Source organism: Kitasatospora sp. NPDC001540 (genome assembly GCF_042894345.1).
Classification (GTDB): Bacteria; Actinomycetota; Actinomycetes; order Streptomycetales; family Streptomycetaceae; genus Kitasatospora; species Kitasatospora phosalacinea_C.
In genome coordinates this window covers 88,158-108,416 of record NZ_JBIAVO010000013.1, presented here as the reverse complement: position 1 = coordinate 108,416, position 20,259 = coordinate 88,158, and the positions used below count along the sequence as shown (strand labels likewise).

The 20,259-nt window shown below is 73.9% G+C and carries 18 protein-coding genes and 3 pseudogenes; 12 read left to right on the top strand and 9 right to left on the bottom strand.

Going from position 1 to position 20,259, the window contains the following annotated elements; translation table 11 throughout:
* Window positions 1-388 precede the first annotated feature (388 nt).
* Window positions 389-1,339 carry a beta-ketoacyl-ACP synthase III gene (locus tag ACFY00_RS17830; RefSeq protein WP_388032426.1) on the top strand — a complete coding sequence of 317 codons (951 nt, stop codon included), beginning with the start codon at window positions 389-391 and terminating at the stop codon, window positions 1,337-1,339.
* Window positions 1,340-1,375: 36 nt separating this feature from the next.
* On the opposite strand, the gene ACFY00_RS17825 is transcribed toward ACFY00_RS17830, so the two are convergent.
* Window positions 1,376-1,699 carry a hypothetical protein gene (locus ACFY00_RS17825; protein ID WP_388032425.1) on the bottom strand — a complete coding sequence of 108 codons (324 nt, stop codon included), beginning with the start codon at window positions 1,697-1,699 and terminating at the stop codon, window positions 1,376-1,378.
* A 198-nt stretch (window positions 1,700-1,897) separates the two neighbouring features.
* On the opposite strand from ACFY00_RS17825, the gene ACFY00_RS17820 reads away from it, so the two are divergent.
* The gene (locus tag ACFY00_RS17820; protein WP_388032424.1) at window positions 1,898-4,408 is read left to right on the top strand and encodes a DEAD/DEAH box helicase; all 2,511 of its coding nucleotides are present in this window, start codon (window positions 1,898-1,900) and stop codon (window positions 4,406-4,408) included.
* A 7-nt stretch (window positions 4,409-4,415) separates the two neighbouring features.
* On the opposite strand, the gene ACFY00_RS17815 is transcribed toward ACFY00_RS17820, so the two are convergent.
* Window positions 4,416-5,090, bottom strand: coding sequence for a hypothetical protein (locus ACFY00_RS17815; protein ID WP_388032423.1), 675 nt, complete (start codon window positions 5,088-5,090; stop codon window positions 4,416-4,418).
* Window positions 5,091-5,183: 93 nt separating this feature from the next.
* Between ACFY00_RS17815 and ACFY00_RS17810 the strand changes: the two genes are divergently transcribed.
* A complete protein-coding gene (locus ACFY00_RS17810; RefSeq protein WP_388032422.1) occupies window positions 5,184-5,978 on the top strand; it encodes an aminoglycoside phosphotransferase family protein in 795 nt (264 codons plus the stop codon).
* Between the two features lie 32 nt (window positions 5,979-6,010).
* On the opposite strand, the gene ACFY00_RS17805 is transcribed toward ACFY00_RS17810, so the two are convergent.
* Window positions 6,011-6,901 (bottom strand): helix-turn-helix transcriptional regulator, encoded by an 891-nt coding sequence (locus ACFY00_RS17805; RefSeq protein WP_388032421.1) that lies wholly within the window; start codon window positions 6,899-6,901, stop codon window positions 6,011-6,013.
* A 152-nt stretch (window positions 6,902-7,053) separates the two neighbouring features.
* Here ACFY00_RS17805 and ACFY00_RS17800 point away from each other — a divergent pair, with 152 nt between their 5' ends.
* Complete coding sequence (locus ACFY00_RS17800; RefSeq protein WP_388032420.1) at window positions 7,054-7,827, top strand: SDR family NAD(P)-dependent oxidoreductase; 774 nt, start codon at window positions 7,054-7,056, stop codon at window positions 7,825-7,827.
* Here the strand turns inward: ACFY00_RS17800 and cpt are convergent.
* Together cpt and ACFY00_RS17790 are read right to left on the bottom strand one after the other, a co-directional pair.
* Complete coding sequence (gene cpt, locus ACFY00_RS17795) at window positions 7,802-8,383, bottom strand: chloramphenicol phosphotransferase CPT (RefSeq protein ID WP_388032419.1); 582 nt, start codon at window positions 8,381-8,383, stop codon at window positions 7,802-7,804. The genes ACFY00_RS17800 and cpt overlap by 26 nt on opposite strands.
* Window positions 8,384-8,392: 9 nt before the next feature.
* On the bottom strand, window positions 8,393-8,878 hold the full coding sequence (locus tag ACFY00_RS17790) for a MarR family winged helix-turn-helix transcriptional regulator (RefSeq protein WP_388032418.1): 486 nt from the start codon (window positions 8,876-8,878) through the stop codon (window positions 8,393-8,395).
* Between the two features lie 88 nt (window positions 8,879-8,966).
* Between ACFY00_RS17790 and ACFY00_RS17785 the strand changes: the two genes are divergently transcribed.
* On the top strand, window positions 8,967-9,560 hold the full coding sequence (locus ACFY00_RS17785) for an NADPH-dependent FMN reductase (protein ID WP_388032417.1): 594 nt from the start codon (window positions 8,967-8,969) through the stop codon (window positions 9,558-9,560).
* A gap of 253 nt (window positions 9,561-9,813) precedes the next feature.
* On the opposite strand, the gene ACFY00_RS17780 is transcribed toward ACFY00_RS17785, so the two are convergent.
* The gene (locus ACFY00_RS17780) at window positions 9,814-10,350 is read right to left on the bottom strand and encodes a TetR-like C-terminal domain-containing protein (protein WP_388032502.1); all 537 of its coding nucleotides are present in this window, start codon (window positions 10,348-10,350) and stop codon (window positions 9,814-9,816) included.
* 293 nt (window positions 10,351-10,643) lie between these two features.
* Between ACFY00_RS17780 and ACFY00_RS17775 the strand changes: the two genes are divergently transcribed.
* Complete coding sequence (locus ACFY00_RS17775; RefSeq protein ID WP_388032416.1) at window positions 10,644-11,654, top strand: zinc-binding dehydrogenase; 1,011 nt, start codon at window positions 10,644-10,646, stop codon at window positions 11,652-11,654.
* A 286-nt stretch (window positions 11,655-11,940) separates the two neighbouring features.
* On the opposite strand, the gene ACFY00_RS17770 is transcribed toward ACFY00_RS17775, so the two are convergent.
* Entirely contained in the window at window positions 11,941-12,543 is a 603-nt protein-coding gene (locus ACFY00_RS17770; RefSeq protein ID WP_388032415.1) for a hypothetical protein, read from the bottom strand.
* Window positions 12,544-12,600: 57 nt separating this feature from the next.
* Here ACFY00_RS17770 and ACFY00_RS17765 point away from each other — a divergent pair.
* Window positions 12,601-12,852, top strand: a pseudogene (locus tag ACFY00_RS17765) (IS5/IS1182 family transposase); the annotation flags it as partial.
* A gap of 69 nt (window positions 12,853-12,921) precedes the next feature.
* On the opposite strand, the gene ACFY00_RS17760 reads toward ACFY00_RS17765, so the two are convergent.
* On the bottom strand, window positions 12,922-13,401 hold the full coding sequence (locus ACFY00_RS17760; protein WP_388032414.1) for a hypothetical protein: 480 nt from the start codon (window positions 13,399-13,401) through the stop codon (window positions 12,922-12,924).
* A gap of 437 nt (window positions 13,402-13,838) precedes the next feature.
* Here ACFY00_RS17760 and ACFY00_RS17755 point away from each other — a divergent pair, with 437 nt between their 5' ends.
* The 5 genes and pseudogenes from ACFY00_RS17755 to ACFY00_RS17735 form a co-directional block, all read left to right on the top strand.
* Entirely contained in the window at window positions 13,839-14,270 is a 432-nt protein-coding gene (locus ACFY00_RS17755; RefSeq protein WP_388032413.1) for a carboxymuconolactone decarboxylase family protein, read from the top strand.
* 117 nt (window positions 14,271-14,387) lie between these two features.
* Window positions 14,388-15,248, top strand: coding sequence for a hypothetical protein (locus ACFY00_RS17750; protein WP_388032412.1), 861 nt, complete (start codon window positions 14,388-14,390; stop codon window positions 15,246-15,248).
* A gap of 316 nt (window positions 15,249-15,564) precedes the next feature.
* Window positions 15,565-16,119 (top strand): hypothetical protein, encoded by a 555-nt coding sequence (locus tag ACFY00_RS17745; protein WP_388032411.1) that lies wholly within the window; start codon window positions 15,565-15,567, stop codon window positions 16,117-16,119.
* A 166-nt stretch (window positions 16,120-16,285) separates the two neighbouring features.
* Window positions 16,286-18,724 (top strand): annotated as a pseudogene (locus ACFY00_RS17740) (discoidin domain-containing protein); the annotation flags it as partial.
* A 129-nt stretch (window positions 18,725-18,853) separates the two neighbouring features.
* Window positions 18,854-19,234: pseudogene (locus ACFY00_RS17735) on the top strand (discoidin domain-containing protein); the annotation flags it as partial.
* 384 nt (window positions 19,235-19,618) lie between these two features.
* Here ACFY00_RS17735 and ACFY00_RS17730 read toward each other — a convergent pair.
* Complete coding sequence (locus ACFY00_RS17730; RefSeq protein WP_388032410.1) at window positions 19,619-20,143, bottom strand: hypothetical protein; 525 nt, start codon at window positions 20,141-20,143, stop codon at window positions 19,619-19,621.
* Between the last annotated feature and the right edge of the window lie 116 nt (window positions 20,144-20,259).

Sequence of the window (20,259 nt, the reverse complement as noted above, 5' to 3'; positions counted from 1 at the left end):
GGCCGCCGGGCGTTCTTGTGCGTGATCATTCCGCACAGGGCATCACGTGTGCGTACTGACGTGGACAACCGCCCACCGTGTTCCGGTTCCGCCGCTGGTCGGCGCAGGTGAGGCCAGGATGACACCGCCGCCCGGCACCCGGGCCGGCTTCCGGCACCCGGACGTCCCGGACATCGCCGTGGACCGGACGGTCGGACTTCCGTGGGGCGACCACCGATCGGTCGAACTCTGCCGAGACCGGTGAGACTTCGCCGGGACGGGTCACGAGTCGACGGACCGCGGACGGCCTCGTCGGCAGCGGCCCACCGTTTAGCTTCCGACCGGTCGGTTGCTATATTCCGGGCCGTTGCCCCGGCACCGGCCGGGGCCGCTGCGGAAGGGGAACGTCATGCCCGGAGTCCGGATCACCGCTCTCGGTCACCACCAGCCCGCCCGGGTGCTCACCAACGACGAGTTGGCGACGATGGTGGACACCAACGACGAGTGGATCCGGCGGCGGACCGGGATCGTGACCCGGCGGATCGCCGCGGCGGAGGAGTCGGTGACCGACCTGGCGGCGGGGGCGGCCGCGAAGGCGCTGGCGGCGTCGGGGCTGGACCCGGCGGACATCGGGCAGGTCACGGTGGCCACCTGCAGCGCGGTGGACCGCTGCCCGTCGATCGCGGCGCAGGTCGCGGGGCGGCTGGGCATCCCGTCGGCGGTGGCGTTCGACCTGAACAACGGGTGCGCCGGGTTCTGCACCTCGCTGTCGGTGGCGAGCCACTCGCTGCTGGCGGGCGGGGCGAAGCACGCGCTGGTGATCGGCGCGGAGAAGATGTCGGACCTGGTCGACTGGACGGACCGGCGCAGCTGCATCCTGCTGGGCGACGGCGCGGGCGCGGCGGTGCTGTCGGCGACGGAGGGCGCGGAGAGCGGGATCGGCCCGGTGGTCTGGGGTTCGGACCCGTCGCGGGCGAGTGCGGTGCGGCTGCTGGACGAGTGGCACCCGCAGTTCGAGCAGGACGGCCAGGCGGTGTTCCGGTGGGCGACGACCGAGCTGCCCGCGCTGGCCGAACAGGCGTGCCGGGCGGCCGGGTTGAGCCCGGCTGAGCTGGACGGGGTGGTGACCCACCAGGCGAACCTGCGGATCATCGAGTCGCTGGTGCAGAAGCTGGGCCTGTCCGAGGACGCGGTGATCGCCCGGGACGTGGTGGACTCCGGCAACACCTCGGCGGCGTCCGTCCCGCTGGCGCTGGCGAAGCTGGTGGAGCGCGGCGAGCTGCGCTCCGGCGCCCGGGTGCTGCTGTTCGCGTTCGGCGGCGGCCTGTCCTGGGCCGGCCAGGTGGTCACCTGCCCGTGAGGGCGGCGGAGCCGGCCCAGGACGTCGGGGAACCGGTCAGCAGGTGCAGCTGACGGTGAGCGCGATGCTCTCCGGCGGCGGCGGGGAGCCGTCGTAGGGGGCGATCCAGACGGCGACGCCCCGGCCGCCCTCGGTCGCGGTCATGCGCAGGCGCTGGCCGAGACCGAGCGGGGAGCCGTCGCCGTTGGTGACGTGGGTGTCGCCGGGGGTCAGGCCCTGCGGGCAGATGACCTCGACCCCGCCCGGGGAGCCGACGGCGGTGACGGTCTCCGGTTCGAGGGCGGCGGCGGGGCCCGCCCCGACGGCCAGCAGGGCCGCGGCCAGGCCGAGGCCCGGGCCGAGGATGCGCGTGCGGATCATGGGTGTCCTTCCGTGCGTTCGCGCCGCCCTCGTCCGTTCGTGGGCGGTCGATCCGCATCATCTCCGTCACGGAGCGTGATCTCACGGACGCCGGGGGCAACCACTCGTTCGGCCGGAGCGCGGGGCGGGACGGCGGCGCGGGGACGGCGCGGGGGGCGAGCTTTGCCCGCGGTGATCCCGGACGGGCAAGATAGCGGGGTGACCCTCCTGGACCTGATGCCGAAGCCCGCCACGCCCGACTCGCTGTTCGAGACCTTCGCCGAGTGGGCGTCGGAGCGCGGCATCACCCTCTACCCCGCCCAGGAGGAGGCGCTGATCGAGCTGGTCTCCGGGAACAACGTGATCCTGGCGACGCCGACCGGCTCCGGCAAGTCCCTGGTCGCGGCGGGCGCGCACTTCGCCGCGCTGGCCGAGGGCAAGCGGACGTTCTACACCGCGCCGATCAAGGCGCTGGTGTCGGAGAAGTTCTTCGACCTGTGCAAGGTCTTCGGCACCGAGCAGGTCGGCATGATGACCGGCGACGCCTCGGTGAACCCGACCGCGCCGATCATCTGCTGCACCGCCGAGGTGCTGGCGCAGATCGCCCTGCACGACGGCCCGCGCGCCGACATCGGCCAGGTCGTGATGGACGAGTTCCACTTCTACGCCGAGCCGGACCGCGGCTGGGCCTGGCAGATCCCGATCCTGGAGCTGCCGCAGGTGCAGTTCCTGCTGATGTCGGCGACCCTCGGCGACGTGCGCCGCTTCGAGGAGGACCTGACCCGCCGCACCGGCCGCCCGACCACCGTGGTGCGCTCGGCGACCCGCCCGGTGCCGCTGTTCTACGAGTACCGGCGCACCAACCTGCACGACACGCTGGAGGAGCTGCTGAACACCGGCCAGGCGCCGGTGTACGTCGTCCACTTCACCCAGAAGGAGGCGGTGGAGCGGGCGCAGTCGCTGATGAGCATCAACATGTGCACGAAGCAGGAGAAGGACGCGATCGCCTCGCTGATCGGCAACTTCCGCTTCACCACCAAGTTCGGCCGCAACCTCTCCCGGTACGTGCGGCACGGCATCGGCGTGCACCACGCGGGCATGCTGCCCAAGTACCGCCGCCTGGTGGAGCGCCTGGCGCAGGCGGGCCTGCTGAAGGTGATCTGCGGCACCGACACGCTCGGCGTGGGCGTCAACGTGCCGATCCGCACGGTGCTGTTCACGGCGCTGTCCAAGTACGACGGGCAGCGGGTGCGGATCCTGCGGGCCCGCGAGTTCCACCAGATCGCCGGACGGGCGGGCCGGGCCGGGTTCGACACCGTCGGCCAGGTGGTGGCGCAGGCGCCGGAGCACGTGGTGGAGAACGACCGGGCGCTGGCCAAGGCCGGGGACGACCCGAAGAAGCGCAAGAAGGTGGTCCGCAAGAAGGCCCCGGACGGCTTCGTCTCCTGGACGGAGGAGACCTTCGAGCGCCTGATCGGGGCCGACCCGGAGCCGCTGGTCTCCCGGTTCAAGGTCAGCCACGCGATGCTGCTGTCGGTGATCGGCCGCCCGGGCAACGCCTTCGAGGCGATGCGCAAGCTGCTGACCGACAACCACGAGGACCGCCCGGCGCAGCGCCGCCACATCCGCGCCGCGATCGCCATCTACCGCTCGCTGCGGGAGGGCGGCGTGGTCGAGCAGTTCGACGAGCCGGACGCCGAGGGCCGCATCGCGCGCCTGACCCTCGACCTGCAGGAGAACTTCGCGCTCAACCAGCCGCTGTCCACCTTCGCGCTGGCCGCCTTCGACCTGCTCGACCCGGAGTCGCCCTCGTACGCCCTGGACGTGGTCTCGGTGGTCGAGGCGACGCTCGACGACCCGCGGCAGATCCTCGCCTCGCAGGAGAACAAGGCGCGCGGCGAGGCCGTGGCGGAGATGAAGCGCGACGGCGTCGAGTACGAGGAGCGGATGAACCGGCTCCAGGAGATCAGCTACCCGAAACCGCTGGAGGAGCAGCTCGGCCACGCGTACGAGGTGTACCGCCGGGCGCACCCGTGGATCGGCGACCACCCGCTGCGGCCGAAGTCCGTGGTGCGCGACCTGTACGAGCGCGCGATGACCTTCACCGACTACGTGGGCTTCTACGAGCTGGCCCGCACCGAGGGCATCGTGCTGCGCTACCTGGCGGGCGCGTTCAAGGCGCTGGAGCAGACCGTCCCGGACGACATCAAGACCGACGACCTGAAGGACGTCATCGCCTGGCTGGGCGAGCTGGTCCGCCAGGTCGACTCCTCGCTGCTGGACGAGTGGGAGGCGCTGGCCAACCCGACCGAGCCGGAGGCCGGCGAGGTCCGCCTGGACGACAAGCCCGCCCCGGTCACGGCCAACGCCCGGGCCTTCCGCGTCCTGGTCCGCAACGAGCTGTTCCGCCGGGTCGAGCTGTGCGCCCTGGAGCACTACGACGAGCTGGCCGCGCTGGACGGCGAGGACGGCTGGGACGCCGACCGCTGGGCCGACGCGATGGACGGGTACTGGGAGGAGTACGACGACCTGTTCACCGGCCCGAACGCGCGCGGCCCGAAGATGCTGCTGATCGAGGAGGTCGAGGACGAGGGCCTGTGGCGGGTCCGGCAGATCTTCGACGACCCGAACGGCGACCACGACTGGGGCATCTCCGCCGAGGTCGACCTCTACGGCTCGGACGAGGAGGGGCGCGCCGTCGTCAAGATCACCTCGGTGGGCGCGCACTGACCTCCCGTCAAGCCCCCGGCCGCTGCCGCGCGTAGTGCGCGAGGTACGCCAGCAGCCGGGGGTCGGTGGGGCCGTCGCCGTTCGTGAAGTCCAGGCAGATCCGGCTCTCCACCCAGTAGCGGTGGGCGAACTCCTCGAACGAGGCGGCGCACCAGCGGATCGCCTCCGGGTCCGCCATCTCCTCCTCGGTCAGCTCGCCCTCGGCCAGCCGTTCGTAGTCGTTCTCGTACTCGTTCCAGGAGTGCACCACGAAGCACTTCCCGCCGGGCCGCAGGTAGAGGTACCAGATCACGCAGTCCTGCTGGTCGCGGAAGAAGCGGACCAGGTACGCGCCGGGCTCGACCGGGCTGGGCAGCGGGCCCGAGAGGTCGGTCCAGTTGCCGGCCGGCGCCACCTCGTCGAGCGACCAGAGCAGCCGCCCGTCGCGGTGGTAGGTCAGGAAGTCCGTCGGCAGCGCCAGCCCGAGCTCGGCCACCGCCCGTTCCAGTCGGGCGAGTTCGGCCGCCGACGACTCCGGCACCGGCTCCCCGCTCGGGCCGCCGAGCCAGTCGAAGGAGCCGGTGAACAGGCCCGGGTCCAGCGGGGGCAGCGTGTCGTACGGGTAGAGCTCGTAGGTGTACGCGCACTCCCGGTAGGGGCCGAGTTCGTGGTGGCACCATTCGGCTTCGAAGCGGACGGTCATGTGGGCCTCGGCGGGTTCGGCGGGATGTCGGCGTCCCGCAGGCTAGCGGTGCCCACCGACAGGCCGGGGCCAGCCGGTCCGTAGGATGGCGCGATGGGAGAACTGGTGCGGGTACCGCCGGAGGTCCGGGAGCGGTTCGCCGTCCGGTTCGGGGCCTCGGTGGTCGGCTGGTGCGATGAACTCCCCTACCTGGTGCGCGAGTTGGCCGGTCACTGGGGCCTGGAGGTCGCCTCGGCGGGCGGCGGCGGGACGTCCCGGGTGTTCCGCTGCGTGCGGGAGGACGACGGGGCGGTGGTGTGGCTGAAGCTGACGCCGGAGCCCGCGATCGCCCGCGAGGAGGCCGAGGCGCTGCGCGGCTGGGCGTCCGTGCCCTCGGTCGTCCCGCTGCTGGCGGCGGACCTCCCCGCCGGGGCCCTGCTGCTGGCGGACGTCCTGCCCGGCACGCCGGTGCGGCAGCTCGGCTGGCGGCTGCCCGAACTCGCCTCCCTGCTAAGGGACTTGCGCACCCCCGTGGCGCCCACCGCCGGGTCGGTGCTCCGGCCGCTGGCCCACCGGGTCGGCCTCGTCTTCGACCTCGCCGAGCGCCGCGGCCGCACCGGCCTGGCCGCGCACCGGGCGGCGGCCCTGGAGCTGGCCGCCGACGGCCCGGTCGCCCTGGTGCACGGCGACCTGCACCCGTCCAACGTCCTCTCCGGCCCCGGCGGCCGCCTGGTGGCCATCGACCCGCGGCCGAGCCGGGGCGACCCGGACTTCGACGCGGTCGACTGGGTGCTGACCGGCCCGGGCACCCTGGAGCGGCGGATCACCGACCTGGCCGCCCTCGTCCCCGGCCTCTCCCCCGACCGCCTGCACGCCTGGTGCCGCGCCCTGGCACCCCTCGGCGGCTGACGGCCCCCGCCGCCGGTGCGCGACGGGGCGGTTCAGGACCGCCCGGGGGACGGCGCGACCGGCTCCCCGGTGCGGTGCGCCGCGGCGAAGGCCTCGCGGGCCCGGCTGCCGGGCGGGGCCAGGCAGGCGAAGACGTACCGGCCGGGCTCGGGGAGGGCCAGCACGGTGTACTCCAGCACCTCGGTGTCCAGGGCGGGGTGGCGCACGTGCAGGCGGCCGGGGCCCGGCGGGCCCGCCCGGTGCTGCGACCAGAGCGCGGCGAAGGCCGGACTGGCGGCGGAGAACCGGCCGACCAGGTCGGCCAGCGCCCGGTCGGCCGGGCGGTCGGCGTGGTGCACCCGCAGCGAGGCGACCAGGTCGGCGCCGATCGAGCGGTCCGGGGCGTGGTTGTCGGCGCTGCGCGAGCCGTACGGGCAGCAGAACACCTGCCAGAGCAGGTTGCGCTCGTGCGGGGGCCGCCGGGCGGGCTCGGCCATCAGCAGGGCGGCGGGCCGGTTCCAGGCCAGCAGGTCGAAGGTCGGGCCGGTGACGAACGCCGGCGCGGCGTCCAGGGTGTCCAGCAGCGCCAGGGTGCTCGCCGAGACGGCGGGCGGGGCCGCCCGCTCGCCCTCCCGTTCCCGCTCCCGTTCCCGTTCCCGCTCCCGGGCGGGGCGCCCGCCCGCCAGCCGGTGCAGGTAGGCCCGCTCGGCGTCGGCCAGGTGCAGGGCGTCCGCGATCCCGTCCAGCACCGGCCCGGTCGGCACGCGCTGGCGCCCCTGCTCCAGCCGGGCGTAGTAGTCCGGCGAGATCCCGGCCCGGGCCGCGACCTCCTCCCGCCGCAGCCCGGGCGTCCGGCGCCGCCCGCCTCCGGCCAGGCCGACCTCGGACGGCGCCAAGCGGGCGCGACGGGCGCGCAGGAACGCCCCCAACGGAGTCTCGGACATGCGCGCCACCCTGCCACACCCCCCACCGCGCAACCAGGACCCACCAGGTCCCGGCTGACCACCGGAGCCGGGACCCGGCCGGTCCCGGACCGGCGGTCCCCGGTCGGGGTGGCCGCTGGTGGGGGCGGGCCGGGGGCGGCACCCTCTCCGGCATGGGTCTTCTCGAGGACAAGGTCACGATCGTCACCGGCGCGGGACGCGGCATCGGCGCCGCGGCCGCGCGGCTGTTCGCGCGGGAGGGGGCGGCGCTGGTGCTGGCCGCCCGGAGCCGGGACGAGGTGGGAGCGCTGGCCGCCGAGCTGCGGGCGGGCGGGGCGCGGGCGGTGGCGGTGGCCGTGGACCTGACCACCGCGGCGGGTGCGGACCTGCTGGTGGACGCCGCGCTGGACGCGTACGGCCGACTGGACGCGGCGTTCGACAACGCGGGCAACGGCCTGCCGCCCGTACCGCTGGGCGAGCGGGCCGAGGACGACTGGGACGCCGTCCACGCGCTGAACCTGCGCGGCACCTGGCTGTGCCTGCGGGCCCAGCTCGCCGCGCTGGTGGCGGGCGGCCGGGGCGGGGCGGTCGTGGTGAACTCGGGCGTGGGGGCGCTGGTCGGCGGGTTCGGCGACGGGGTGCAGCAGGCCGCGAAGCACGGGCTGACCGGCCTGGTGCGGGCGGCGGTGGCCGACTACGCGCCGCTCGGCATCCGGGTCAACGCGGTGGCGCCGGGCGTGGTGCGCACGCCGGGCACCGAGCAGTTCTTCGCGCTCGGCGCGCCCTTCGCCGACCTGGTGGCCCGCTCGACCCCGCTGGGGCGTCCGGCCCGGGCGGAGGAGGTCGCGCAGGCCGCGGCCTGGCTGCTCAGCGACCGCGCCTCGTACGTGACGGGCGTGACCCTGCCGGTGGACGGCGGGATCACCGCGACCCGCCGCTTCGACTGAGCGCCACGAACCGCGCCACGGCGCGGGCGCAGTCGACGGGCGGGGTGCGGGTGGTGTCGACCTCCAGGTCGTAGTGGACGCCCCGGTGCACGCGGACGGCCTGGTCGACGGCCATGCCGGTGGTGCGGTCACCGCGGGCGCGCTCGCGGGCGGCGGCCTCGGCGGGGTCGCAACGGACGCCGACCCAGAGCACGTCCAGACCCGCCAGGGCTTCCCGCCAGCGCTGCTGGGAGGCGGGGCCGCCGAGGAACACGTCGTCGACCACGACCGGTGCGCCGGCCCGGACGGTGGCGGCGACCCCGGCGGCCCAGGCGGCCTCCAGGGCGCGGAAGCCGTCGCCGACGGAGACGGTGCCGTCCGCGGCGAGGTCGAGGCCGGGACCGGTGCCGGTGCCGGTGCCGGGACCGGTGCCGGTGCCGGACGGGGGCAGCGCGTCGATCAGACCGTCGATGCCGAAGAGCAGCCAGGGCTCCGGCAGGAGGCCCTGGAGCGCCCGCGCGAGACTGGTCTTGCCGCTGCTGGAACCGCCGTTGAGCACGATCACCCGAATGTCCACCGGCCCACCCTAGGACGCGCTGTCGTCGGCGTCGGCGCGGTGCGGCTCCAGGCGATCGAGGGTCTGCTCGCTCCACGCCCGGACGACCGAGGCCTGCTCGGGGGTGAGCGGGTCCAGGAAGTGGCGGCGGATGTTGGCGCCGTGCACGAGGACGGCGCCCTCGGCGGCGCGGCGGCCCTCGGGGGTCAGCCCGATCCCCGCGCGGCGGCCGTCGGCGCCGTACCGGGTGCGCCGGACGAAGCCGCGTTTCTCCATGCGCGTCAGCTGGTGCGAGACGCGGCCCTTGTCCCAGTCGAGCGCCTCGGCGAGTTCGCCGACCCGCAGCTCGCGGTCGGCGGCCCGCCACAGCGTCACCAGCACGCTGAACTCGGCCTTCGAGATGTCGCAGTCACGCTGCAGACCGCGCTCCAGCTCCCTGGCGAGCAGGCGCTGCGCGCGCATCCAGGCGTCCCAGAGCTCCCATTCCGCAGGCTCCAGCGATCGAATCTCCGTCATGCCGCCGAGACTACCGCGACCAGCGGTGTTGTCACATCAACTTCCCTCAGCCTAGAGTTGACGTGACAACTCCACCGGAAGGAAGACCATGCCGCTCCGCATCGCACTCATCCTCGGAAGCACCCGCCCCGGACGCCGCGGCGACCGGATCGCCGCCTGGGCCCTGGAGGCCGCCCGCGCCCACGGCGGGGCCGACTACGAGCTCGTCGACCTCGCCGACCACGACCTCGGCAACCTCGACGAACCCGGCAACCCGAACTTCCAGCAGTACCAGCACGACCACACCCGTGCCTGGGGCGCCCTCGTCGACGGTTTCGACGGGTACGTGTTCCTCGTCCCCGAGTACAACCACTCCTACCCCGGAGCCCTGAAGAACGCCCTGGACCACGTCTACCGGGAGTGGAACGACAAGGCCGCCGGGATCATCAGCTACGGCGGCTGGGCCGCCGGGGCCCGGGCCGCCGAGGCACTGCGGCTCGTCCTCGCCGAACTCCAGGTGGCCACCGTCCGCGCCCAGCCCACCATCTCCACGCACGCCGCGTTCCACACCGGCGCCTTCGTCCCCCCGGAGGGCCTCGACTCCGCCGTGGGCGGCATGCTCGACCAGGTGATCGCCTGGTCCGGCGCCCTGCGCGAGGTGCGCCGGGCCAAGGCGCGGCCGCAGGCGCCCGCGGCCGCGTGAGGCCGCGTGGGGCCCGGTCGGCGACCGATCGCGCGGCGCCCCCGGTCATCGACGCGCCCTCTCGCGCCGCTCCAGCCACTCGAGGCACCAGGTGCCGAAGGTGTGCCGGTTGCCCCGTGCGTCGCGGTACGGCTCGAAGGGCGGGTTGACGTCGCAGTCCCGAGCGCGGACCTCCCCGCGGTGCGGACCGACGACGACGAGCCAACCGGTCATCCCGCCCCCGGCCCCCGCTTCCGTCCGGGCCGGGCCGGGCTCAGCGCGGGGCGAGTCCGTCCAGGACGAGGTCGACCAGGGCGGTGACGTAGGCGGGGGTGACGGGTTCGCCGAGCAGCAGGTGGCGGGCGAACAGCGGGCTCATCAGGGCTTCGACGGCGGCGCGGGGGTCGGCGTCGGGGCGGATCTCGCCGCGGGCGGCGGCCCGGTGCAGGAGGTGTTCGGCGCGGGCGAGGCGCTCGGCCCAGTAGGCGTCGCGGCCGGTGCGGGTCTCGACGGTGGCGGGGGCGATGCTCAGGTGGAGCAGCGCGGGGCCCTCGGGGGTGTCGAGGAACGCGGCGAGGGCGGTGAGGAGTTGGCGCAGGTCCTCGCGCAGGGTGCCGGTGTCGGGCAGCGGCAGGACCTGGTCGGCGTAGTCGGTGAGCGCCTCGCGCAGCAGGCGCTCGCGGGTGCCCCAGTTCCGGTAGACCGAGGTCTCGTGGACGCCCGCGGCGGCGGCGACCGCCGCGACGCTCGCGGCCTCCAGCCCGCCGTCGGCGAGCAGTCGCACGGTGGCGTCGAGCACGGCCCGGCGCATCGCGGCGCCGCGGCGGCGCAGCGGGGCGGCGGGCTCGGACCGGTCCTGGGGCGTCTCGTCCTGGGGCACCCCCGGAGCTTAACGCAGGGCTCCTTGCGTTGCCGGGGGTGGCGACGTAGCCTCGACAATGCAAGTCGCCTTGCGATAGCCCGCCGGGCCCGCCGCACTCGCTCCGGGGCCGGGGCCCTTCCGGCGCCCCCGAACCCTCCCGGCGCCTTCCGGCCCGGGCGTCGCGAGCGGCACCGAGGTCGAGACGGCCGACGGCTCGCCGCCGGCCGGAGAGGAACACCGCCATGGCCGTGATGCGCGCCGTCCGCCTGCACCTGCCCACCCGCACGCTGAGCGTGGAGGAGGTGGAGCGTCCGGTGCCCGGCCCCGGCCAGGTGCTGGTGAAGGTCGAGGCGGCGGGCGTCTGCCTGTCCGACGTCCACCTGGTCGACGGCACCCTCACCCCGCTCCACCTGCCCGGCGAGAGCGTCACGCTGGGGCACGAAGTCGCGGGCACCGTCGCCGAGTTGGGACCGGAGGCGGGCCGCTGGCAGCTCGGCGACCGGGTGGTGCTGCAGGCCGGTGAGAAGCGCGACGGGATCACCTGGACGCGCGGCGTCGACTACGACGGCGGCTGGGCCGAGTACGCGCTGGCCCGGGTCGACACGCTGTTCGCGCTGCCCGGGTCGATCCCGTTCGAGCAGGGTTCGATCATCCCGGACGCGGTCTCCACCCCGTGGGGCGCGGTGACCACCACCGGCGGCGTACGGCCCGCCGAGCCGGTCGGCGTCTGGGGCGTGGGCGGCCTCGGCGCGCACGGCGTGCAACTGCTGCGCGCGATCGGCGCCCACCCGATCGTCGCGGTCGACCCGGCGCCCGCCGCCCGCGAACGCGCCCTCGCCTTCGGCGCGGACCTCGCGCTGGACTCCGCCGACCCCGAGCTCGCCGCGAAGATCGGCGCGGCCACCGGCGGGGCGGGCCTGGCCGCGGCGTTCGACTTCGCCGGGGTGCCCGCCGTCCGCGAGCAGGCCCTGAAGGTGCTCGGCGCGGGCGGCCGCCTGGTGCTGGTCGGGCTGACCGACCAGCCGCTGACGGTCGCGGACGGCATCCGCTTCTCGTACCTGCAGCAGCGGATCCTGGGCCACTACGGCTCCGCGGAGGAGGCCGTCCCGCAGCTGATCGCCCTCGCCGCGGGCGGACGCCTGGACTTCTCCCGCTCCGTCAGCGAGGTCCTCCCGCTGGAGCGGGCCGCCGAGGCGGTCGAGCGCCTGCACACCAGGCAGGGCAACCCGATCCGCCTGATCCTCAAGCCCTGACGGCCCGTCCGTCCGGGCGCCGGTGGGGTACGGCCGCGTTCGAACACCACGGCTGGATCGGCATCCTGACGGGCGCCGCCGTCGACGGCGACGACGGACCGGCCCGCACCCGGGCAGCCTTCGAGGAGATCGGCGGCGCATCCGGGAGATCGACAGCCCTCACCTGCTCGACCCGAGGTGGACGAACGGCGGGGCGTTCGTCCACCTCGCGGGCGCCCCGGACCACCGCGGCCCGGAGATCGTCCGCTTCTTCGCGGAGGTCGGCGAGCGCGCCCCGGTCGTACGGCTACTGCGCCGAGGCGGCGGCCGTGGACGGAGCGGGCAGGTTGGTTCCGTCCAGGCCGTGGATCTCCCCTCCCTCCAGCAGCGTCACGGGAACGCTGCCGGCCAGTCCCTCCAGGGCGGCCCTCAGTTCTCGGGAGGCGACTCCCTCCTTGGTGGTCTGCACCTGGACGCCTGCGGCACCGGGCGCCATCCGGACGGCGAAGACCGGCACCGGGAGCGTGTCGGCCTGGGCCGCGTCTCCGATCTTCTCGATGACCGGGTCGACGTCCACCCGCGCGTACCGGCACTTCACCACCTCGGCGCGCTCGGCCTCGATTCCCGGACGGGAAGCGACGGCAGCGGCGATCAGGTCGTGGGCCTTGGCCTCGTCGGTGGCGTAGACCCTCACCTTGCCGGCCTGCGCATCCAGTTCCAGGGATCCGAAAACGGACCTGAACGGGCCGCGGCCCTGCTCCCCGAGCGCCGACTCCAGGTTCTGCAGCGCGGTGTAGGTCAGCGCATCGACACCGGGCGGGAAGGAGGACGCGGCCGTCGGCCCGCGGGACGGACCCGCCGCGCTCCGGGCCGTGCTCCCGCACCCGGACAGGACCACGAGGGCTGTCACGACCACAGCGCAGGCCGCAGCCGACCGGACGATGCGCACAACTGGCTCCTTCGGTGAGACGGACAACTCCAGGTCGCCGTCGGCCTGCCCCTGGCCGGGAACCGCGACGACCGCCGGGCCTTCACCCAGTCCGGTGCCGACCGCGTCTGCCGGGACGCACCGATCCTGGCAGACGGCGGCCACAGGGAACCGGCGCCCTGTCCCGCACCGGCGACGTCGCGGACAGGAACACCTCCCCGGGAGCAGGAAGCCGACAACGCCGTCCACCGCAGGGACGGGGCCCGCGTCGAGCGCGTCTTCCCACGGATTCCGGCTCGACTTCCGTCTGCCCCGTGAGGCGCCGTTGGTTCAGTGTTGGAGAGCTCAGTGCCGGAGAGCTCAGTGCTGGAGAGCGCAGTCATCCGCTGCCAGGTGCAGGCGCCGAAGGGTTTCCAGTTCGGTGGCGGGGAAAGCGTGCAGCCGCCACTTCCGAAGGTAGCCGTCCTCGCCGTGGATCCGCAGCACCTTCTCGACGGCCATCAGGACCGCATGCGCCAGGAGGGTGCGAGGACGCGTGGACGTCCACACGAGGGCGCCCTTCCCGTCCGGCGCGTCGAAGCTGGCCGAGATGTCCGGGAAACGACGGATCGCTATGTGCACGTCGCTGCTGCGGCGGCGAAGGATCCACCGTTCCTCTGCCGGTTCGAGATCGAACGAGAACCGCTGGGTGCCGTGGAGTCCGTAAAGGCCCGCCACGCCTTCCAACAAGTCGGCGAGCGCGTTCGTGCAGTAGCTGACGCTCCCCCGGTGCTTCGTCGAGCCGTCCCAGATGCTGCACGTCGCCCAACCGGTGCCGCTCAGTTCCCAGTCGAAATGCAAGGACCTCGTCACTTACCCCCCCCGGATCGTCTGCGGCAACGCTACAGCGGTGCTGAGAACGGAGGACGGCTGGGTACGCCGTGCACCGAGACGGGCCTTGGCCCCTGCATGCTGATCCACCCGGCCTGCGGCGTCCCCGCATTCTCACCGCCCTCGACGCCCCCGCCAGCACCCCCAGCTCGCCCGCGCCCTGGGGCCGCGCCCCCGGCGCCGTCGTCGACCACCTCGCCGTCCTGCGGGCCGCGGGCCTGCTCTCGCGCGCCCGCGCGGGCCGTTCGGTGCTCTACCGGCGCACCCCGACGGGCGACGCCCTGGTCGGTTCCGCGGGCCGAACCGGGCGGCGTCCGGCGGGACTTGCCTTGGAGTGAACTCCAACTCCTAGGCTCACGGCCGTTCGCACCGCGACCACGATCACCAGCAACCCCAGGAGCCCTCTCATGAACACCACCACCGCCACCGACGCCGCCACCACCCGGCAGGAGCGCCTCGACCACGGCCTGGAGGTCCTGCGCGCCATCGACGGCGACGCGGGCACCGACGTGCTCGCCTCGCTCGCCGACGTCTCCCCCGAACTCGCCCACCAGGTCGCCGCCTGGGGCTTCGGCGAGATCTACGCCCGCCCCGCCCTGCCGCCGCGCGACCGCCAGTTGGTCACCCTCGGCATGCTCACCGCGCTCGGCGGCTGCGAACCGCAGCTCCGCGTGCACGTCAACGCCTCCCTCAACGTCGGCCTGACGCCGCAGGAGATCGTCGAGGCGCTCCTGCACTCCGCCGTCTACTGCGGTTTCCCGCGCGCCCTGAACGCGACCCTCGCCGCCAAGCAGGTCTTCGCCGAGCGCGGCCTGCTGCCCGTCTCGCCCGCCGCCTGACCGGCCTTCCGCCGTTCCGGTGGCGGGGCCCGGCCCCGGCGACGCGTCGCCCGGGCCCGCGGGGCGCCCCCGGCTAGCGTCGGGCGGACCGTTCCCCTCGGCAGGAAGCTGCGGTCCATGACATCCTCCGGCTACGACATCGGCCTGTACGGCCAGGGCCTGTTCGACACCGATGACGACGCGCGGAACCGGCGGGCGCTGCAGGACCTGTCCGGCTCCGGTTTCACCACCCTGGTCCTGTTCACCCTGCACGTGCACCCGAGCGGCGACCTCTACCTGGGCGACAACGTGATCGCCAGGAACGGCGCCGTCGCCTACCGCTGGAAGGACACCCAGGACCCCTCCTTCCCCGCCCTCGTCCGGGGCCTGCGGGCGGGCGGCTTCCGCACCGTGCTGTTCTCGATCGGGTTCGGCGGCCCGCCCGCCCCCGAGGACTGGCAGCACATCCAGGAGCTCCTGGACCAGGGCAGGGGCGGGGTGCTGGTGGCGAACTTCAAGGCCGTCGCTCAGTGGACGGGCGTGGACGGCTTCGACTTCGACTGCGAGGAGGACGTCCGGGTGAGCACCGTCGCCACCGTGACCACCGAACTCGCCAAGGTCGCACCGGGCGGAGTGATCACGTACTGCCCGTACGACCGGACGCAGTGGTGGATCGACTGCCTGGCGGAGGTGCACCGCACCCACGGCAACCAGGTGGTGCGCGGGCTCAACCTGCAGGTCTACGGCGGCGCCGACCCCCTCGACTGGATCGCCCGGCTCACCGCCCGGAAGGGGAGCACCGGTGTCACGGACCCCGCCGCGTTCCTGTCGGCCGGGCAGTTCGTGCGCCCGCCCGCCGACCTTCCCGCGATGTTCGCCGACTACGGCCGGGCCGGGATGAGGGCCGGTTTCCTGTGGCAGTACGGCACCTTCGAGCTGCCCGCGCGCGACTACGCGAAGGCCGTGCTGGCCGGTCTGTCGGAACGTTCCCACCCGTAGGACCCGGGCCGCACCGGACGCGGTCCCCAGGTGTGGGCGGGCCGTACTACGGTGCGGCCATGACGGACAACTCTTCTGGTACAGCTGGGATTTCGAGCCCCGGCGGCAATTGGGACGCGCAGCTGGCCGCGGCGTTCGGGGTGCTGCTCGGGCGGCCGCTCGACGGGGAGGACGCGGGGGCCGTGTACGCGGCCGGGATCGGCGGCAACCTGCTGGACGAGACCGGGTTCAGGACGGATCCGGGCTGGGTGCGTCCGGCCGCGCTGCGGGGCGACGAGCCGGTGCCGGGTTCTGGCTGTACGACGCGGCGCGCGAGGTGCCGCGGTTCGACGCGAGCCGGTCGCTGTTCGACTTCGCGGCGGGCGGGCCGGGACGGGAGGCGCTGCCCCCGGCGTTCGCGGCGGCGGTGGGGACGGCGTGCTTCCGGCCGTCCCTGATCCGGGGCGCGGACCTCGCACCGCTGGTCGAGGAGCACGGGGTGGACCTGGGCGTTCCGGCGTTCGAGGGGGCCTGGTCGGTGCGCTTCGCCCGGCTGGTGTCGGACGGGACCCTGTTCGGGGCCTTCGCGGCGGCGTTGCAGACCGGGCGGACGCCGGAGGAACTGCTGGAGTTCGAGTTCGACCCGGAGGAGGAGGTCACCGGGTCCTGGGCGGAGGAGCTGGCCGCCGTCGGGGATCCGGCGCTCCGCCACCACGTGGCCTTCTTCTGCACCGGGGGCGACTCGGGCCTGGTGCCGGTCGACCCCGGGAGCCGGGGGCACGCCCTGGCCGGGGAGGGCTGCACCCGGGTGATCGGTTGGGAGGACGGGTACGGCCAGATCGAGGTGGACGTCCTCCGGCTGAGCGAGCAGGTGGCCGGGCCGCGCCGCTGAGCGGCACCAGCCCTGCAGTCGGCTTTCATCACCCCTTCACAACTGATCTTGCGTCAATCTGTATCTTTTTTGCACACAGCCGTGGACTTCCTGCTGTGCCGCGCCCTACGCTCGGCACGCCCGGCCACCACCCGGGCCCTCCCCCCTGCAGGAAGCACGGTCACCCATGCAGAATCCCCCCACCCGCGCCAGGCGGACCGTCGCGTCGTTGACCACCCTCGCGCTCGGCGCCACCGGCCTGCTGGCGGTGGCGTTCGTGAACGCCGGCACGGCCCACGCCGCGGCGGTCCCCACGCTGTCGCCGCTGGCCGTCCCGAACCGCGGGGCGAGCGTCCCGTTCGTCGAGCAGGAGGCCGAGTACGCGGCCACCAACGGCACCGTGGTCGGCCCCGACCGGCAGTACGGGCACCTGGCCTCGGAGGCCTCCGGGCGGCAGGCCGTGACGCTGAACGCGGTCGGCCAGTACGTGGAGTTCACGCTCGGCGCGCCCGCCAACTCGATCGACTTCCGCTACAGCCTGCCGGACTCCGCGGACGGCAAGGGCCGCGACGCCTCGATGGACCTGCTGGTCAACGGGCAGAAGCTGAAGAGCGTCGACGTGACCTCCAAGTACAGCTGGTACTACGGCGGTTACCCGTTCAACAACAACCCCGGCGACAGCAACCCGCACCACTTCTTCGACGAGACCCGCACCCTGCTGGGCAGCACCTACCCGGCGGGGACGAAGGTCCGGCTGCAGGTGTCCTCCACCGCGCAGTCGCCGAGCTTCACCGTCGACCTGGCCGACTTCGAGAAGGTCGCCGACCCGATCGCCAAGCCCACGGGCGCGATCGACGTGGTCGCCGACTACGGCGCCGACCCCACCGGTGCCACCGACTCCACCGCCAAGTTCCAGGCCGCGGTGAACGCCGGTGCGACGCAGGGCCGGACGGTGTACATCCCGCAGGGCACCTTCACGCTGTACGACCACGTGGTGGTCGACAAGGTGACGCTGGCCGGGGCGGGCCCCTGGTACAGCGTGCTGGGCGGGCGCGACCCGATCAACCGCAACCGGGCGGCGGGCATCTACGGCAAGTACGTGGCCGGTGGCGGCTACGGCGGCGGCATCCGGCCGCAGGAGGCCGGCGGCCCGAGCCAGAACGTCACGCTGAAGGACTTCGCGATCATCGGCGACGTGCGCGAGCGGGTCGACGACGACCAGGTCAACGGCCTGGGCGGCGCGATGTCCAACTCCACCGTCGACAACCTGTGGATCCAGCACACCAAGGTCGGCGCCTGGATGGACGGCCCGATGGACCACTTCACCATCAAGAACAGCCGGATCCTCGACCAGACCGCGGACGGCGTCAACTTCCACACCGGCGTGACCAACTCGACGGTCGCCAACACCTTCCTGCGCAACACCGGCGACGACGGCCTGGCCTCCTGGCCGGAGCGGCTGGCCAACGTCAACGACAGCTTCACCCACAACACGGTGGTGCTGCCGATCCTCGCCAACAACATCGTCACGTACGGCGGCAAGGACTTCACCATCTCGGACAACGTGATGGCCGACACCATCACCAACGGCGGCGGCCTGCACATCGCCAACCGCTACCCGGGCGTCACCTCCGGCAACGGCACCGCCGTCTCCGGCACGATCACCGCGGCCCGCAACACCCTGGTCCGCGCCGGAAACAGCGACTACAACTGGCAGTTCGGCGTCGGCGCGATCTGGTTCGACGGTCTGAACGAGCCGATCACCGGCGCGACCATCAACATCAGCGACACCGACATCCTGGACAGCTCGTACGAGGCGATCCAGACCATCGAGGGCGGCGTCACCGGGGTCAACCTGACCAACGTGAACATCGACGGCGCGGGCACCTACGCGGTCCAGGCGCAGGCCAACGCGCAGATGAAGTTCACCAACGTCAAGGCCAAGAACATCGCGCAGGCCGCCACCCCGATCCACAACTGCGTGGGCACCGGCTTCCAGATCACCGACGGCGGCGGCAACTCCGGCCTGAGCGGCTCCACCTGCACCGGCCAGTGGCCCGCGCCGGTCTGGACGTACAACGGCGTCCCGGTCGGCGGCGGCAACGGCGGCACCAGCTCGCCCTCCCCGTCCCCGTCCACCTCGGCCCCGGCCTCGCCGTCCCCGTCCCCGTCCCCGTCCGCATCGGCCTCGGCCTCGTCGACCTGCCCGAGCGGCACCGGGAACCTCGCCCAGGGCCGCCCCGCCACCGCCTCCGGCACCAGCCAGACCTACGGGCCCGGCAACGCCGTCGACGGTGACGCCAACACCTACTGGGAGAGCGCCAACAACGCCTTCCCGCAGTGGATCCAGGTCGACCTGGGCTGCGCGCGCAACCTGACCCGGGCCGTCCTGAAACTGCCCCCGGCCACCGCCTGGGCCACCCGCACCCAGACCATCACCGTCCAGGGCTCCACCGACGGCACCACCTTCACCACCCTGGTCGGCGCCACGGGCTACGTCTTCGACCCGGCCACCGGCAACACCGTGACCGTCAACCTCCCGGCCACGCCCACCCGTTACCTGCGACTGACCGTCACCGGCAACACCGGCTGGCCCGCCGGACAGCTCTCCGAACTCCAGGCGTTCGGCGGCGGCACCTCCTCGCCGTCCCCGTCCACCTCCGCCTCCTCGTCCCCGTCCCCGTCCGCCTCGGCCTCGTCGACCTGCCCGAGCGGCACCGGGAACCTCGCCCAGGGCCGCCCCGCCACCGCCTCCGGCACCAGCCAGACCTACGGGCCGGGCAACGCCGTCGACGGTGACGCCAACACCTACTGGGAGAGCGCCAACAACGCCTTCCCGCAGTGGATCCAGGTCGACCTGGGCTGCGCGCGCAACCTGACCCGGGCCGTCCTGAAGCTGCCCCCGGCCACCGCCTGGGCCACCCGCACCCAGACCATCACCGTCCAGGGCTCCACCGACGGCACCACCTTCACCACCCTGGTCGGCGCCACGGGCTACACCTTCGACCCGGCCACCGGCAACACCGTGACCGTCAACCTCCCGGCCACGCCCACCCGTTACCTGCGACTGACCGTCACCGGCAACACCGGCTGGCCCGCCGGACAGCTCTCCGAACTCCAGGCGTTCACCTCCTGACCCGGTCGCTGCCCGGCGCCCGGACACGGCGGGGAGCCTCCTCCCGGCCCCGGGCGGCGACCGTCCCACCACCACCGATCCCCACCCGGCCCTCCGCAGCCGGGTGGGGATCGGTGTTCCCGCGCCCGGTCACCGCGCGGACGCCTCGGCCCGGGCCGGGCCAACACCGGGTCCTCGCGCGGGCGCGGGCGCAGGGCGTCAGCGTGCCGCCACAGTTCGGTCGGCACCGAACCGTGACCGCGCGAGCCCCCCGGTATCAGCACGCCGCCACAGTTCGCCCAGCACCGAACCATGGCCGCGCGGCCGCGGATCCGCGAGCGGGCGCAGACCTGCGGCGAGCAGCTCCCCCAGCCACCGCGTGGGCGCCTCGCGGGCCCGCGCGGGTCACCGGCGGGTGGCCTCCGCGGCGCCGTACGCGACGTCGGCGGAGAGCAGCACCAGGAAGCTGCCGACCACGCACAGCCCGGCCGGGACGCCGGTGGCGATCCGGACGAACGCGCCGCGTCCGGCCTCGTACGCGTCCCGGGTGAGGTCGGTGCGGACGTTCCCGTGCTGCAGGTAGTAGCCGGTGGCGTCCCGGTGGGCGTCCGCGGCGCCGCCCGCCGTGGCGAGGCCGAGGCCGACCAGGCAGAGGGCGAGCCCGTACCAGGTCTTCAGTCCGCGCGGCAGGTGCCAGACGTACGGCACCGGATCGAACCAACCGCCGCGGCGCGGACAGGGGATGGCGAAGCAGCGGGCGAGCGCGGAGACCAGGAGCAGGACCACCAAGCCGGCCAGGCCCGCCCACAGCCAGACCGGGGCGATCAGCCGCAGTGGCGGGGCGGTCGCGACGAGGCAGAGCAGTTCGGCGGCGAACAGCACCCATGCCGCGGCGAAGTGCAGTCGGTGGCTGCCCGTCAGGACTTCCATGTCACGCCCCCGTACCCATCCGTGATCGCTCGAAGTGCGGGTCGGCAGCCTACTGCCGCCCACCCCCGTGCGGGCCGCCGAGCGCCGCACCGGGATGCAGCCGCGGCGATCGAAGC

What these genes read in the sequence shown, in the direction of transcription:
- ACFY00_RS17830 (WP_388032426.1), top strand. Translation starts at nt 389, where the DNA reads ATGCCCGGAGTCCGGATCACCGCTCTCGGTCACCACCAGCCCGCCCGG.
- ACFY00_RS17825 (WP_388032425.1), bottom strand. Translation starts at nt 1,699, where the DNA reads ATGATCCGCACGCGCATCCTCGGCCCGGGCCTCGGCCTGGCCGCGGCC.
- ACFY00_RS17815 (WP_388032423.1), bottom strand. Translation starts at nt 5,090, where the DNA reads ATGACCGTCCGCTTCGAAGCCGAATGGTGCCACCACGAACTCGGCCCC.
- ACFY00_RS17810 (WP_388032422.1), top strand. Translation starts at nt 5,184, where the DNA reads ATGGGAGAACTGGTGCGGGTACCGCCGGAGGTCCGGGAGCGGTTCGCC.
- ACFY00_RS17805 (WP_388032421.1), bottom strand. Translation starts at nt 6,901, where the DNA reads ATGTCCGAGACTCCGTTGGGGGCGTTCCTGCGCGCCCGTCGCGCCCGC.
- ACFY00_RS17800 (WP_388032420.1), top strand. Translation starts at nt 7,054, where the DNA reads ATGGGTCTTCTCGAGGACAAGGTCACGATCGTCACCGGCGCGGGACGC.
- ACFY00_RS17790 (WP_388032418.1), bottom strand. Translation starts at nt 8,878, where the DNA reads ATGACGGAGATTCGATCGCTGGAGCCTGCGGAATGGGAGCTCTGGGAC.
- ACFY00_RS17785 (WP_388032417.1), top strand. Translation starts at nt 8,967, where the DNA reads ATGCCGCTCCGCATCGCACTCATCCTCGGAAGCACCCGCCCCGGACGC.
- ACFY00_RS17780 (WP_388032502.1), bottom strand. Translation starts at nt 10,350, where the DNA reads ATGCGCCGGGCCGTGCTCGACGCCACCGTGCGACTGCTCGCCGACGGC.
- ACFY00_RS17775 (WP_388032416.1), top strand. Translation starts at nt 10,644, where the DNA reads ATGGCCGTGATGCGCGCCGTCCGCCTGCACCTGCCCACCCGCACGCTG.
- ACFY00_RS17755 (WP_388032413.1), top strand. Translation starts at nt 13,839, where the DNA reads ATGAACACCACCACCGCCACCGACGCCGCCACCACCCGGCAGGAGCGC.
- ACFY00_RS17750 (WP_388032412.1), top strand. Translation starts at nt 14,388, where the DNA reads ATGACATCCTCCGGCTACGACATCGGCCTGTACGGCCAGGGCCTGTTC.
- ACFY00_RS17730 (WP_388032410.1), bottom strand. Translation starts at nt 20,143, where the DNA reads ATGGAAGTCCTGACGGGCAGCCACCGACTGCACTTCGCCGCGGCATGG.